We start from the raw sequence: 14593 nt of genomic DNA on the forward strand, positions 1-14593 counted from the left end.
GCCGCCTGGAAGCCTAGGCGCGAAACGGCTGGTCGGAACCGTGCCGACGGGCGATCCGACGGGCCCGCCGGACATTTGATGGCGTCGATCAGGTCGATTGACGCCCGTCAGCGGCGGCGGCTAGGTTTCTGGACCATCGTCCAGGCGGGCGCCGTCAGCGGACGGCCCCGGGCTGCCACACGATGGAGGTTCCATGGCAACGGCAACCCCGAAGAGATGGCCCGTCATCGCCGCCGCGGCCGCGCTGTTGGTCGTCGGCGCACCCGCCGTCGTCGCCAGCGCCGGTCCGTCCGGCACCGCCGCCGGCCGACCCGACCGCGCCGAGTGGGCGGGCAGTTGGGCCACCGCGGTCACCCGGGGCAACTCGGTCGGACTGACCAACACCGGCCTCAACGACCAGAGCGTCCGGATGATCGTGCACGTGTCGGTGGGCGGACCGGCGCTGCGGGTACGCCTCAGCAACCTGTACGGCGAGCAGGCGGTCCGGGTTGGCCGCGCCACCGTCGCCCGGCCGAACACCGCGACCCCCGACGACCTCTCCGACATCGAGGCGACGTCGGTACGCTCGCTGAGCTTCACCGGCGCCACCACGGCGACCATGAACCGGGGCGCCGAACTCCTCAGCGACCCGCTGGCCTTCCCGGTCGCGGACGACAGCGACCTGGTGGTCACCCTGCACTTCCCGACGCCGACCGGCCCGACCACGTTCCACGGGCAGTCCCAGCAGGCCAACTTCATCGGCGCGGGGGATCTGACCGGGGTGGCCGAGGGCACCGGGTTCACCACCCGTCCCACCTGCTGCTGGTTCTTCCTCTCCGGCATCGACGTGCAGCGCAGGGGCAGTCCCGGCGCGCTCGTCGTGCTCAGCGACTCCATCGGTGACGGCAACGGCAGCACCGTCAACGCCAACCGGCGCTGGCCCGACCTGCTCTCCGACCGGCTGCTCGCCGACCGGCCGGACAAGCGCACCCCGGGCGTGCTCAACCTGAGCCTGGCCGGCAACCGGCTCAACCACGAGGGCACCGAGCCGGGCGACGGGAACTACCCGGGCTATTACCAGCTCGGCCCGAACGCCGCCGCCCGGCTCAACGAGGACGTCTTCGGCCAGACCGGGGTGCGCACCGTCGTCACCCACCTGGGCATCAACGACATCTGGATGTCGAACGACGCACCCGAGGCGATCATCGCCACCCTGCGGCAGATCAACCAGCAGCTCCAGCAGCGCGGACTGACCAGCCTGGTGGCCACGCTGACGCCGTACGAGGGGCACGGCGCACCGGGCGTGTGGACGCCGCAGAAGGAGGCCACCCGCCAGGCGGTGAACGCGTACCTGCGCGGCAGCCGGGAGTTCGACGGGCTGCTCGACTTCGACCGCGTGGTGCGCGACCCGGCGCGACCCAGCCAACTGCTGCCCGCGTACGACTCGGGGGACCACATCCACCCGAACGATGCCGGCAACCAGGCGCTGGCCGACGCCGTGCCGCTGCGGCTGCTCGATCTGTGACCCGGGCCGGGGGCGGCGGGTCATCCCCGCTGTCCCCGGCCACCGACATCGGCGGGAAGGAGTTGGCCGTGGACGTGGAGGAGATACTCACCGGCCTGTACAGCGAACCGGGCAGACAGGATCCCTACCCGTGGTACGCCGACCTGCACCGGCTCGGCCCGATCAGCGCGGTGCCGGCGCGCGCCGAGCACCGGACGGTGGCCGCGGTCGCGGTCGGCTACGACCTCGTCGACGGGTTGCTGCGCGATCCGGAGTGGACGAAACAGCCGCCGCCGGGGTGGGAGGAGCAGGAGATTCTGCGTACCTTCCAGACCTCGATGATGTTCGTCAACCCGCCCGATCACACCCGGATGCGGCAGGTCTTCTCCCGCACCTTCACGCCGCGCCGGCTCGGCGCGCTGGAACCGGTGATCCTGCGGGTGGTCGACGAGCTGCTGGACCGGATGGCGGACGCCGGGGAGGGCGTGGTCGACTTCGTGGCCGACTTCGCGTACCCGATTCCGGCCCTGGTGATGGCCGAGTTCATCGGCATCCCGGCCGCGGAGTTGCCGTGGTACCGCGAGCGGGTGGGCTGGATCGACGAGTTCCTGGATGTGGCGGGGAAGACCCCGGAGCGGCTGGCCGCGGCCAACACCGCCGCGCGGGATCTGCGGGTCTTCTACCGGGATCTGCTCGGGCATCGCCGCCGGGTGCCCGGGGAAGACCTGCTCAGCGGGTTGGTCGAGGCGCTCGACTCCGGTGAGGTGGCGCTGACCGAGGACGAGCTGGTCAGCAACCTGATCGTGCTGTTCAACGCCAGCTTCGTCACCACCGTCTACATGTTCAGCAACGGGTTGCCGTTGCTGTTGACCCAGCCGGGGACGGTCGCGGCGCTGCCCACCGACGCCACACTGGCCCAGGGCTGCGTGGACGAGGTGCTGCGGTTGGCGAGCCCGGTGCACTTCCTGGCCCGAGCCGCGCCGGCCGACACCGTGCTGAACGGCGTGCCGGTCGCCGAGGACGACAACGTGCTGATCCTGATCGGGGCCGCCAACCGGGACCCGGCCCGCTTTCCCGACCCGGACACCTTCGACCCGACCCGTTCCGGCCCCCCGTCGCTGTCCTTCGGCGTGGGCCTGCACTTCTGCCTCGGCGCGGCGGTGGCGCGGTTGGAGGGACGCCTCGCGCTGCCCCGGCTGTTCGCCCGGTTCCCCGCCCTGACGATCACCGAGACGCCGACGTACAGCGGCAGCCTGTTCCTGCGCGGCATCGACAAGCTGTTGGTCAGCACCGGAGGATAGGAGCGACATGGCCCTACATCCGGAGGTGGCCGCGTACCGGGCGGCCCGTGCCGCGGCTGGCGCGGCGGCGTTCCGCCGTGCGCGCTTCGGCCGGTCGGACGGGCCCGCCGGGTGCGACGTGGCTGCCGCACCGACGGGCACGGCGGCGGACGATGGGTGAGCGGGTGCTGGCCGACCTGCCGGCCGTGTCGCTCGCCGACTACGCCGAGCGGGCCCGCGCCGTGCTGCCACCGGATGTCTGGGACTACGTGGCCGGCGGCAGCGCGTCCGAGGTGACCCTCGCCGCGAACCGTCGCGCGCTGGACCGGGTCGCGGTGCTGCCCCGGGTGCTGCGCGGGGTGGGCACCGTCGACCTCGGCACCCACCTGCTCGGTCGTCGGTACGCCATGCCGGTCGGGGTGGCGCCGATGGCGTACCAGCGGCTGCTGCACCCGGACGGGGAGCTGGGTCTGGCCGCGGCGGCCGGTGCGGCCGGCATCCCGTACCTGGCGAGCACGCTGGGCAGCACACCCATCGAACAGGTCACCGGGGCGGGCGTGGACGTCTGGTTCCAGCTCTACTGGCTGCGCGATCGGGCTCTCGTCCGGGACCTGCTGGACCGGGTCGTCACGGCCGGGTGTCGGGCGCTGGTGGTCACCGTGGACGTGCCGGTGCTCGGCAGGCGTCCCCGGGACCTGCGCAACGCGTTCCGGCTGCCGGCCGAGGTGGTCGCCGCGAACCTCCCCGACGGTCGGGACGCGCTGGCGCACTCCGGTGCGCCCGGGGTGTCCGCGATCGCCGCGCACACCGCGGCGTCGTTCGCGCCGGCGCTGCGCTGGGCGGACCTGGCGTGGCTGCGCGAGCAGGTCGACCTGCCGCTGGTGGTCAAGGGGCTGCTGGATCCGCGCGACGCGATCGAGGCGGTACGGATCGGCGCGGACGCGATCGTCGTCTCCAACCACGGCGGGCGGCAACTGGACGGCTCGCCAGCGAGCGTCACCATGCTGCCGGAGGTCGTCGACGCGGTCGGGGACGGCTGCCAGGTGCTGCTGGACAGCGGCATCCGGGGCGGCACCGACGTGCTGCGGGCGCTGGCGTTGGGCGCGGCCGGGGTGCTGGTCGGCAGGCCACTGCTCTGGGCCCTCGCAGCCGGTGGCGAACCGGCCGCCCGGCACGCGTTGGCGCTGCTGGCCACCGAGCTGACCGACGCGCTCACCCTGGCCGGCTGTGCCGACGTGGCGGCAGCCGGCGAGCTGCGGACCCTCGGGGTGGGCTGAGGGGTGAGCGCCGCCGAACCGGTCGACCTGACCGTCGCCGACCTGCACCCCGCGCTGGGTGATCCGGCGTTGACGTCGATGAACTTCCTCAACGAGGTGTCCGAGCGCTACCCGGCGGCGGTGTCCCTCGCGGCCGGCCGGCCGTACGAGGAGTACTTCGACCTGGCGGCGGTGCACCGGCACCTGGACACCTTCCACCGGCACCTCGTCGACGACCTCGGGCACCGACCGGAGCAGGCCCGGCGACTGCTGCTGCAGTACGGCCGGACCAAGGGCATCGTGCACCACCTGATCGCCCGCAACCTCGCCGTCGACGAGGGGATCACCGTCGACCCGGAGGACGTCGTGGTGACGGTCGGCTGCCAGGAGGCGATGTTCCTGGTGCTGCGGGCGTTACGGGCCGGGCCGATGGATGTGCTGCTCGCGGTCGCACCGACCTACGTCGGGCTGACCGGGGCGGCCCGGCTGGTGGACCTGCCGGTGTGGCCGGTCGCCGGTGGGTCGTCCGGGGTCGATCTGGCCGACCTGGCCGCCCAGGCACGCCGCGCACGGGCGGCCGGGCTGCGGCCGCGCGCCTGCTACCTGATGCCGGACTTCGCCAACCCCTCCGGGGTCAGCATCGACACCGCGCACCGGCGGCGGCTGCTGGACCTGGCCGTCGAGGAGGACCTGCTGCTGTTGGAGGACAATCCGTACGGGCTCTTCCACCTCGACGACGGGCCCCGCCCGCCCACCCTCAAGGCGTTGGACACCGGACGGCGGGTCGTCTACCTCGGCTCGTTCGCCAAGACCGTGCTCCCCGGCGCGCGGGTCGGGTACGTGGTCGCCGACCAGCGGGTGGCCGGTGCGGACGGACGGGTCGGCCCGCTCGCCGACCAGCTTGCCATGATCAAGAGCATGGTCACGGTGAACACGTCGCCGATCGCGCAGGCGGTGATCGGCGGTCGGCTGCTGGAGCACGGATGCAGCCTGGTGGCCGCGAACATTCGGGAGCGGGCCGCGTACACCCGGAATCTGCGTCACCTGGTGGCCGGCCTGACCCGGCGCTTTCCGGCCGTGCCGGACCGGCCGGCGGCGGTGCGCTGGACGGTGCCGGCCGGAGGGTTCTTCGTGGTGGTGACCGTGCCGTTCCCGGTCGACGACGCGTTGCTGGACCGCTCGGCGCGCGACTACGGGGTGCTGTGGACGCCGATGGCGCACTTCTACGACGACACCGCGCCGGTACGCGCGTTGCGATTGTCGGTCAGCGCGGTGACACCCGAGCAGATCGACGTCGGGCTGGATCGCCTCGCGGAGCTGATCACCGACGAGTTGGCCCGTCGAGCGGGCTGACACACCGCGTTCACCGGATGGCAATGCGCGACGGCCGGCGTGCCGTCGTCCTGGGTGGACGGTCATAATGGGCCGCATGGTTGCCTGGGAGTACGCCCTGCTCGTCCGCCGTTATCAGGGACAGGGCCGCAATTTTCATGTCTCGTTCGTCTGGTACGCCCCGGACGGGTCCCGCAAGGACATCACCGCCTTCGGTGACACCGCCATCGCGCACCTCAACCGTGCCGGCCGGGAGGGGTGGGAGTTGGTCTCCGCGGCCGAAGACGTGAACAACGTCCAGGGCAGCACCGAAGTGCACCGCTACCACCTCAAGCGCCCCCTGGCCTGACGCCCGCCTCCGGACGCGGACCCGGCCTGGGCCTGGTCCGCGTCCGACGAGCGGGTCGGGTCAGGTCAGGTCGATGGCCGGGTAGAGGGGGTGCGGGGCCAGCAGGTCGGTCGCCTGCTGGGCGATCTTGTCGGCCAGGTCGGCGTCGAGGTTGTACTTCGCCTTGGACGGGGTGCCGTCGGCGTTGGCGCCGGCCGTGGTCTGGGCCAGCACGGTGTGGATCAGCTCCGCGGTCTGGTCCATCTCGGCGGTGCCGAGGCCCCGGGTGGTCAGCGCCGGGGTGCCGATCCGGATGCCGGACGTGTACCAGGCGCCGTTCGGGTCCTGCGGGACCGAGTTGCGGTTGGTGACGATGCCCGAGTCGAGCAGCGCCTGCTCGGCCTGCCGGCCGGTGAGCCCGTAGCCGGACACGTCGATCAGCACCAGGTGGTTGTCGGTGCCGCCGGTGACCAGCTTGGCGCCCCGGCGCAGCAGCCCCTCGGCGAGAGCCTGGGCGTTGTCCACGATCCGCTGGGCGTAGTCGGCGAAGTCGGGCCGGCGGGCCTCGGCGAGGGCGACGGCCTTGGCGGCCATCACGTGCGGCAGCGGACCACCGAGCACCATCGGGCAGCCCCGGTCCACCTGGTCGGCCAGCTCCGGCTGGCAGAGCACCATGCCGCCGCGCGGGCCGCGCAGCGACTTGTGGGTGGTGGTGGTGACGATGTGCGCGTGCGGCACCGGGTCGAAGTCGCCGGTGAACACCTTGCCGGCCACCAGGCCGGCGAAGTGCGCCATGTCGACCATGAAGGTGGCGCCGACCGAGTCGGCGATCTCCCGCAGGATCCGGAAGTTCACCTTCCGGGGGTACGCCGAGTACCCGCCGACCAGGATCAGCGGCTTGAACTCGCGGGCCGCCTCGGCGACCCGGTCGTAGTCGATCAGGCCGGTCGCCGGGTCGGTGCCGTAGCTGCGCTGGTCGAACATCTTGCCGGAGATGTTCGGCCGGAAGCCGTGGGTGAGGTGGCCGCCGGCGTCCAGCGACATGCCGAGCATCCGCTGGTTGCCCAGCTCGCGGCGCAGCGCGAACCAGTCGGCCTCGGTGAGGTCGTTGACCTGGCGGACCTGCGCCTTCTTCAGCGCGGGGGACTCCACCCGGTCGGCCAGCACCGCCCAGAAGGCGACCAGGTTGGCGTCGATGCCCGAGTGCGGCTGCACGTAGGCGTGTGGGGCGCCGAACAGCTCCCGGGCGTGCTCGGCGGCGAGCGCCTCGACGGTGTCGACGTTCTGGCAGCCGGCGTAGAAACGGCGGCCGACGGTGCCCTCGGCGTACTTGTCGCTGAACCAGTTGCCCATGGCCAGCAGCGTCGCCGGGGAGGCGTAGTTTTCGCTGGCGATGAGCTTGAGCGACTCCCGCTGGTCGGTCAGCTCGGCGCCGATGGCGTCGGCCACCCGCGGCTCGACAGCCCGGATCACCTCGAGGGCGCTCCGGAATGCGGTGGACTCGGCGTTGTGCGACATGCGACCTCCAACAGACGTGCGGGAAGGCCCAGGCGCTCGGCAAACGTCCTCGTGACGGGGCCGCTCCCCGATGGTTGTCCATCCCCACGCGCCAGTAACGGCCCGCGCCGATCCTACCGGGCCGTCCGGGGCCGTCCCACGCGGTCCCCGGGAGATTGGCGCACGACGAGGGGCCCGGCAGCACGCCGGGCCCCTCGGTGTATGCGACCGACTCAGGCGGTCATCGCGTCCATCGCCTTCTTGATCGCCTTCGGCGCGGTGGGGGTACGCGGCGCGTCGGCCCGCAGCGCGATCATCCGCTCGCCGATCTCCTGGAGTTGCTTGCGGCCCAGCGCGTCGCGGACCTTGGGGAACCACTCCTCCTCTTCCTCCTCCACGTGGTGCGTGACGTTCTCGATCAGCACCGTCGTCTTGGCGTTGAAGCGTTCGTCGTCGGCGTCCATGCTGGCCAGCTCGGCGCAGAGCACGTCGGCCACGTGATGCTCCTCGTACGACTCGAGGATGTCGTCCTCCAGGTCGGGCAGCAGGCGGCGGACTTCCGGGTACATCACCTCGTTCTCGAGGTACGTGTGCACGGTGAGGGCCTCCAGGATTTCCTCCACCAGCTTCTGCCGCTTGCTCGCCGGACCCTCCTCGGCATCCTGGAAGGCCTTGAACAGTCGGCGCATCTCCTTGTGGTCCTCTTTGAGCAGGACGATGGCATCTGTCGACACGGGTGTGACCTCCCTGGATCTCGTCTGGTGGGGTGATCGGTACCCAGGTGGTCGACGCGGAAACAGCGGATATGGCGGGATCACACCATCGCCAACGTGCGGGGGATCTCGTCGAGCAGCTCCCGGGCGAGGAAGCCGATCCGGCCGTACCGGGGGATCAGCCGCTGGCCGCTCACCGCGTGCGCGAACGAACCCCAGCAGGCGGCCTGGGCCGGGTCGGCGCCCCGGGACAGCAGCCCCGCCAGCAACCCGGCGAGCACGTCCCCGCTGCCGGAGGTGCCTAACCCGGCGTCGCCGCTCTCCTCCCGCCACCCTCGGCCGTCCGGTGCGGCCACGTGCCCGTAAAGCGAGACGACCGCCTCGTACCGGCCGGCCAACTCGGCCGCCTCGGCGTCCAGGTCGTCGCCCGGGTCCCGCCCGAGCAGGTGCCTGGCCTCGGTGAGGTTCGGGGTGAGCACCACCGGCCGCCCCGAGCCGACCAGCAGGTCAGGTGCGTGACTGAGCGCACCGAGGGCGTACGCGTCGAGCACCAGCGACGTCTGCGGCCGGGCGGCCTCCAGGACCAGACTCAGCAACCGGTTGGTCTCGTCGATCGCCTTCAGCCCTGGCCCGACGGCCACCACGTCGGCCTGGGCGACCAGCTCGTCGAGCTGCCCGTCCCGGTCGGCGGCGACCGCGCCGTCGGGGGTCTCCGGCAGCCCGACCACCAGCGCCTCGGGCACCTGGATGCTCAGCGTGGCGGCGGTGGACTCGGCGGCGGCGAGCTGGAGCACCCCGGCGCCGGCGCGCAGCGCGGCCACCCCGGCGAGCAGCACCGCACCGGGGGTGAAGCGGGACCCGCCGACGACCAGCACGGTGCCCCGGCTCTCCTTGCCACCGACCGGAACCGGTAGCGCCCAGTCGCGCAGCAACGCCGGCGTGATCACCTTCACCTCAGACCGGTTCGGCATGGATCTCGTCCTCCCTGGTCGGCTGGGCGCCCTGCCGGTGCAGGTGGCCGACCTCGTTGAATCCGCCCAGGGCCAGCCGGTCCCGCGCGTCGGCGGACCAGTCGGTGATCGAGCAGTTGGCGATCACGTGTTCGCGGGTCAGTGCCATCAGGTCCGCCTCGGTCAGCCCCTCCACCAGATAGCGCAGCAGAAAGACCAGCGCGTCGTGGCCGAAGAGCAGGACTCGCTGGCCCTCGTGGTCCCGGCGCAGGTCACCGAGGAGCGTGCGCAGCCGCAGCGCCACGTCGGTCCAGGACTCCCCGCCGGGCGGACGGTAGTAGAACTTGCCGAGCCGGGCCCGCCGCTCGGCCTCGTCGGGGTAGCGCCGACGGACCCCGTGCCCGGTCAGGCCGTCGAGGATGCCCAGCTCCCGGTCGCGCAGCCGCTCGTCGCGGCTCACCGGCACCCCGGTGCCGTGCAGCGCCAACTCGGCGGTGGAGACCGCCCGCAGGTACGGCGAGACCACCGCGACGTCCGGCCGGCGGTCCGCGGGCAGCCCGGCCAGCCAGCGGCCGGTGGCCCGCGCCTGCTCCTCGCCGGTGGGGGACAGCGGCACGTCGGCGTCGCGGTGACTGAGCCCGATCAGCTCCTCGCCGGACGCCTCGGCGTGCGTCGCCGCCACGTTCGCGGTGCTCTCACCGTGCCGGATGATCCAGAGCGTTGCCAGTTCCGCCATGCCGACCCCCTACCCGGGTGCCGGCGGCGGTAATCGCGCCCGCTCAGCCGCGCCGTTGCAGCAGGGCGACGGTCATCCCGGTCACGTGGGTCAGCTGGGCCAGCTGGTACCGCTCGCCGAGGACGGCGGCCGCCTTTTTCGACAGCCCGGTCATCGGTGTGTCGGTGACCGTCGGCTGCACCAGCCACAGCCGTGGCTCGTCCCGCAGGCAGCTCGCCGGGTCGGCGCAGTCCGCGGCGAACAGCTCGTTGCGCTGGGCCGCGGTCCGCGCCTGGAACACGGTGCGCGGGGAGATGTCCGCCGGGAGGTAGTACCGGACGCCGGGCTCGGTCAGCCACCACCAGACGTCGCCCACGACGAGGCCGTCACCGGGCTGGTAGCCCGCCTCGATGACCCGTGCCGCCTGGGAGTAGGACAGTGGCTCGAAGGCCCTCGCCTGGGGGTAGGTGTACCAGCCGTGCGAGTACTCCCCGCGCATCGCGAGCTGACCGGGCACGGACAGCGCGGCCACGACCACCAGCCCGGCCGCCACCAGCGGGGTACGGCGTAGCACGGCGAGCCCCGAGCCGGCCAGCACCGCCCAGGCCGGCAGCAGGAACAGCAGGTACTTGGAGAAGAAGTAGTTGATCTCGCCGGTCGAGGCCACCAGGATCACCGGCACCGGCAGCACGGCGACAAGCGTCGCGCTCACCGTCCGGGCCACGGCGTCGCGGCGCAGGTGGGTCAGCAGACCGATGGTGGCCAGCGCGGTCACCGCGGCGGCGAGCAGCACCGAGCCGTACGCCTGCTCCCAGACCGTCCAGGGCGAGCTGTCCGGGATCCAGCTGATCTGCCGCCCCGCCTGCTTCATCCCCCGCAGGATCACCGGCGCGGCGAGCGCCACCCCGCCGAGGGCGGCGAGCGGGAACCAGGCCAGCGACCACCAGGCGCGCTTGCGCCAGCAGTGGATCAGGACGGCGGTGCCGTGCCCCACCAGGAGGGTCAGCGCCACCACGTTGACCAGGCCGATGCCGGCCACCGCGAGGGTGTACGCCGCCCAGCGCAGCAGGCCGGGCCGCTCCAGCGCGCGGAGCAGGAACAGGGTGGCCGCCGCCGCGGCGAGGACGACGAAGGCGTACGAGCGGGTCTCCTGCCCGAACCGGGTGACCGTGGGCACCAGGGCGAAGACGAACCCGGCGGCGACACCCGTCCGGTGGTCGAAGAGCCTCCGCCCCGCCAGCGCCACGCAGGCGGTGGCCAGGGTCATCGCCAGCGCCGACGGCAGACGCACCGCGATCGGGCCGGTGCCGAACAGCGTCGTCCAGGCGTGCATGAACAGGTAGTAGGCACCGTGTACGGCGTCGACGTTGGCCAGCATGCCCCGGATCTGCCCGGTGGAGCGGGTCGCCACCTCGATGGTGACCAGCTCGTCGTGCCACATCTCCGGGCTGCCCAGCCGCCACCCGACCGCGACCGCGGCGAACGCCGTCGGCCAGAACCAGACGCTGAGCGCCAGCCGGCGGGCGAGCGGGACCGGCCGGCGGTCCGGCCCGGTGGGCGGGGGAGGACTCCCCGCATCGGTCTGCGCGGGCTGCGCGTCCGTGGCAACGGCGCGGTTCGACATCGGCGTCCGATCGGGGGGGGCGGTTACGGGGCGCGCCGATGATAGCGCCCGCGACGGCCGGCCCCCGCGCGTGATCGGCCCGATCCGGGTGCGCGTCAGCTCGGTTCGGCGATGGCCGATCGCGGAGACGGGCCTGATAATGTGGCCGCGCCCGTCGAGCATTTCCACCACGCACAGTGAGGCCAACCGACCCAATGATTGTCGACATTATGCTGCCGTACTACGGAAGCGTGCCCCTCATGCAGGCGGCGGTGCGCAGCGTGATGGCGCAGAGTGACCCGGGTTGGCGTCTCACCGTGGTCGACGACGGCACCGAGCCGGGCGTGCCGGAGTGGTTCGCGGGCATCGACGACGAGCGGGTCCGCTACCAGCGCAACGAGCGCAATCTCGGGATCACCGCCAACTACCGCAAGTGCGTCGGTCTCGCCGAGCACGAGTACCTGGTGATGATGGGCACGGACGACATCATGCACCCCAACTACGTCGCCACCGTGCGATCGGTGATCGAGCAGTACCCGGGCGTCGGCATGGTCCAGCCGGGGGTCGAGATCATCGACGCCGACGGCACCGTGGTCAACACCATCGTCGACGAGGCGAAGCGGCGGATCTACGCCCCCCGGATCGACTCCCGTGAGCTGATGGGCGGCGAGGACCTGGCGGCCAGCCTGCTGCGGGGCTGCTGGTTCTACTTCCCGTCGATCTGCTGGCGGACGGACGCGCTCAAGGCCGTCGACTTCCGCGAGGAGTTCCAGGTCATCCAGGACCTGGCCCTGGTGATCGACCTGATCCAGCGCGGTGAGCAGATGGCCGTCGACACCACCCTCTGCTTCCAGTACCGGCGGCACGCGGTCAGCAAGTCCGCCGCCGACGCGGCCAACGGCTCTCGGTTCACCGAGGCGCGGGCGTTCTTCGTCGATGTCGCCCGCCGGATGGACGAGCAGGGCTGGCCCCGGGCGGCCCGCGCGGCCCGCAGCTACACCTCGTCCCGCCTCCACGCCATCACCCTGCTGCCGGCGGCTGTCCTCTCGGGCAGGATGGCCGGCGTGCGCAGCCTGTCCCGGCACGCGTTCGGGCCGGGCCGATGACCGACGACAGCCAGGGGGACGCCATGACCGTCAGACCACGACCTCCGGTGGAGGACGCGGCACAGCAGCCGATGCGGGTGGTGGTGCTCGGCGGCACCGGCTTCCTCGGCCGCCCGATCTGCCGCGCGCTGGCCGACCAGGGCCACACCGTGGTCGCCGTCGCGCGTACCCCGAAGACGATCGGCCCGGGTGTCGAGGTCCGTGCACTGGACCTGGCCGCCGCCGACGTCGACGAGATCACCGCGGTGCTGCGTGACCTCGACCCGGCCGTGGTGATCAACGCGGCGGGCGGGATGTGGGGCCTGTCCGAGGCCCAGATGCTCGCGGTCAACGTCACACTGGTCGAGCGGCTGGTGCAGGCCGCGGGCCGACTGCCCGGGCGGGTCCGGGTGGTCCAGATGGGCAGCGTGCACGAGTACGGGCTGGTCCCGGTGGACTCGTCGATGTCCGAGCAGCTGACCCCCGCGCCGGTGATGCCGTACGGCGAGTTCAAGCTGCGCTGCACCGAGGCGATCACCGCGGCGGACCGGCAGGGCCTGATCGAGGGCGTCACGCTGCGGGTCGGCAACGTCATCGGCGCCGGCCAGCCCGGGCACAGCCTGCTCGGAGTGGTCGCGGGCCGGCTGCGCGACGCCCAGCGGGCCGGTAGCCGGGCCCGGCTGGAGCTCGCTCCGCTCGGCTCCCGGCGTGACTTCATCGGCCTCAGCGACGTGGTCGCCGCCGTACTGCTGGCCGCGACCCGCCCCGACGCGCCCGGCCGCGTGATCAACATTGGTCGGGGGGTGGCGGCCAGCGCGCGTGATATGGTCCGGCTCCTCATCGACGTGAGTGAGGTGCCGACCGATCTGGTCGAGGCCGAGCAGACCGGCCCCGCCGAGACCAGCTGGCAGCGACTGGACGTCGGATTGGCCGCCGAGGTGCTCGGCTGGTCGCCGAGCGACGACCTGCACACCGAGATGAAGCAATTGTGGGAGCACGCCGGCGCCGAGGTGCCCGCCTGATGCCGAGAGGTTTCCTGACCGTATGACAACCCCCGCCCTCATTCGGTCCCGTGGCACGTTGGCCGACCTGCTTTCCGGCCGCAGCAACGGCATCGGGCTGATCCGGCTCTGCCTCGCCGTCGGCGTCGTACTGTCGCACTCCAAGCCGCTCGGCTTCGGTGCCGCCGACCTCGGCTACAGCCTGACCGGTCGGCAGACCAACGTCGGCACCATGGCCGTGTACGGCTTCTTCGTGCTCTCCGGCCTGCTGATCACCCGCAGCGCTCGGCGTACCGGCGTGATCCGCTACGCCTGGCACCGGGCCCTGCGGATCCTGCCCGGTCTCTGGGTCTGCCTGCTGATCACCGCGCTGGTGATCGCTCCGCTCGTCGCGTTGCGCGAGCACGGCACCACCGCCGGCTACTTCGACAATCCCGGGGAGCCGGGCGGCCCGCTGGCCTACCTGCGCGGCAACTGGTGGACCGGTGTCGAGCAGTACGGCATCCACGACCTGTTCATCCAGTCCACCCCGTGGGGTCGCAAGACCAGCACCAGCGTCTTCAACGGCGCGCTGTGGTCGCTGAAGTACGAGATGTTCTGCTACGTCGTGGTGGGCGTGCTGGCGGCGACCGCCGTGCTGCGCCACGCCCGCCGGTTCGTGCTGGTCCTGACCGTCGTGCTCTACCTGAGCATCCTGCAGGACTGGGTGGCCACCGGGCGGATCAGCGGCCCGGCGTCGACGGCGGGCTGGACCTTCGATGCGCCACTGGTCGGCCCGATGGGCTTCCACTACATCGTCTACCTGGGCTTCCTCTTCGCCCTCGGCGCGACCTTCGACCTCTACCGGGAGCGGGTGCCGATCAGCGACGTGCTGGGCATCGGCGCGGCGGTGGCGCTCGGGTTGTCGCTGCTCGTCGGCGGGTTCTTTGTCATCGGGCTGCCGGCGTTCGCGTACCTGCTGGTGTGGCTGTCGGTGCGGCTGCCGCGCCAGGTGCACTGGGTGGGCCGTAAGAACGACTACTCGTACGGCATCTACATCTACGGGTTCATCTTCCAGCAGTTGATGGCCAGCCTCGGCTGGAACCGTTGGGGTTACGTGCCGTTCGCGGCCATGTCGGTCGCGGTCGCCTTCGTCGCCGCGTTCCTGTCCTGGAAGCTTGTCGAGCAGCCGGCGCTGCGGTTGAAGGACTGGACGCCGGGCTTCGTGGCCCGCCGGTCGTCGCAGCGGGTGCCCGTCGAGCAGCAGACCGCGGTGGCCGAGGAGCCGCCCGCGACGCCGCCGGTGCAGGTCGGCGGTCCGACCGAGGAGCTGCCACAACAATCCGCCACGCTGGTCCCCGGCCGGTAGCG

The 14593-nt window shown here is 72.1% G+C and carries 14 protein-coding genes and 1 riboswitch; of the genes, 9 read left to right on the forward strand and 5 right to left on the reverse strand.

Features of this window, described 5'->3' with window-relative positions; all coding sequences use genetic code 11:
* Positions 1 to 226: 226 nt before the first annotated feature.
* From AB0B14_RS12985 to AB0B14_RS13010, 6 genes are all read left to right on the forward strand, one after another.
* Positions 227 to 1504, forward strand: a complete 1278-nt coding sequence (locus AB0B14_RS12985; RefSeq protein WP_357076897.1) for an SGNH/GDSL hydrolase family protein — start codon at positions 227 to 229, stop codon at positions 1502 to 1504.
* A gap of 68 nt (positions 1505 to 1572) precedes the next feature.
* Complete coding sequence (locus AB0B14_RS12990) at positions 1573 to 2784, forward strand: cytochrome P450 (protein ID WP_357076900.1); 1212 nt, start codon at positions 1573 to 1575, stop codon at positions 2782 to 2784.
* A 7-nt stretch (positions 2785 to 2791) separates the two neighbouring features.
* Complete coding sequence (locus tag AB0B14_RS12995; RefSeq protein ID WP_357076657.1) at positions 2792 to 2944, forward strand: hypothetical protein; 153 nt, start codon at positions 2792 to 2794, stop codon at positions 2942 to 2944.
* Entirely contained in the window at positions 2937 to 4040 is a 1104-nt protein-coding gene (locus AB0B14_RS13000; RefSeq protein WP_357076660.1) for an alpha-hydroxy acid oxidase, read from the forward strand. The genes AB0B14_RS12995 and AB0B14_RS13000 overlap by 8 nt, the downstream gene beginning before the upstream one ends.
* 3 nt (positions 4041 to 4043) lie before the next feature.
* On the forward strand, positions 4044 to 5372 hold the full coding sequence (locus AB0B14_RS13005; protein ID WP_357522527.1) for a PLP-dependent aminotransferase family protein: 1329 nt from the start codon (positions 4044 to 4046) through the stop codon (positions 5370 to 5372).
* 67 nt (positions 5373 to 5439) lie between these two features.
* Complete coding sequence (locus AB0B14_RS13010) at positions 5440 to 5700, forward strand: hypothetical protein (protein ID WP_110566555.1); 261 nt, start codon at positions 5440 to 5442, stop codon at positions 5698 to 5700.
* Between the two features lie 60 nt (positions 5701 to 5760).
* Here the strand turns inward: AB0B14_RS13010 and AB0B14_RS13015 are convergent, their stop codons facing one another.
* The 5 genes from AB0B14_RS13015 to AB0B14_RS13035 all read right to left on the reverse strand — a co-directional run bounded on the left by AB0B14_RS13015 (position 5761) and on the right by AB0B14_RS13035 (position 11178).
* On the reverse strand, positions 5761 to 7197 hold the full coding sequence (locus AB0B14_RS13015) for a glycine hydroxymethyltransferase (protein ID WP_357076667.1): 1437 nt from the start codon (positions 7195 to 7197) through the stop codon (positions 5761 to 5763).
* 19 nt (positions 7198 to 7216) lie between these two features.
* Positions 7217 to 7306, reverse strand: a riboswitch (ZMP/ZTP riboswitch).
* A 103-nt stretch (positions 7307 to 7409) separates the two neighbouring features.
* Entirely contained in the window at positions 7410 to 7910 is a 501-nt protein-coding gene (locus AB0B14_RS13020; RefSeq protein WP_357076670.1) for a hemerythrin domain-containing protein, read from the reverse strand.
* Between the two features lie 80 nt (positions 7911 to 7990).
* Positions 7991 to 8860 (reverse strand): NAD(P)H-hydrate dehydratase, encoded by an 870-nt coding sequence (locus AB0B14_RS13025; protein ID WP_357076673.1) that lies wholly within the window; start codon positions 8858 to 8860, stop codon positions 7991 to 7993.
* Entirely contained in the window at positions 8844 to 9575 is a 732-nt protein-coding gene (locus AB0B14_RS13030) for a histidine phosphatase family protein (RefSeq protein WP_357076676.1), read from the reverse strand. The genes AB0B14_RS13025 and AB0B14_RS13030 overlap by 17 nt, the downstream gene beginning before the upstream one ends.
* Positions 9576 to 9618: 43 nt before the next feature.
* On the reverse strand, positions 9619 to 11178 hold the full coding sequence (locus tag AB0B14_RS13035) for a glycosyltransferase family 39 protein (protein ID WP_357522528.1): 1560 nt from the start codon (positions 11176 to 11178) through the stop codon (positions 9619 to 9621).
* A gap of 209 nt (positions 11179 to 11387) precedes the next feature.
* On the opposite strand from AB0B14_RS13035, the gene AB0B14_RS13040 reads away from it, so the two are divergent.
* The 3 genes from AB0B14_RS13040 to AB0B14_RS13050 are packed head-to-tail and all read left to right on the forward strand — an operon-like array spanning position 11388 to position 14591.
* A complete protein-coding gene (locus AB0B14_RS13040; protein ID WP_357522573.1) occupies positions 11388 to 12263 on the forward strand; it encodes a glycosyltransferase in 876 nt (291 codons plus the stop codon).
* Between the two features lie 23 nt (positions 12264 to 12286).
* The gene (locus AB0B14_RS13045) at positions 12287 to 13264 is read left to right on the forward strand and encodes an NAD(P)-dependent oxidoreductase (RefSeq protein WP_357522529.1); all 978 of its coding nucleotides are present in this window, start codon (positions 12287 to 12289) and stop codon (positions 13262 to 13264) included.
* A gap of 22 nt (positions 13265 to 13286) precedes the next feature.
* Positions 13287 to 14591: an acyltransferase gene (locus tag AB0B14_RS13050; protein ID WP_357522530.1), complete on the forward strand. Its 1305-nt coding sequence runs from the start codon at positions 13287 to 13289 to the stop codon at positions 14589 to 14591.
* The last annotated feature ends 2 nt before the right edge of the window (positions 14592 to 14593 follow it).

Source organism: Micromonospora sp. NPDC049171 (genome assembly GCF_040648275.1).
Taxonomy (GTDB): Bacteria; Actinomycetota; Actinomycetes; order Mycobacteriales; family Micromonosporaceae; genus Micromonospora.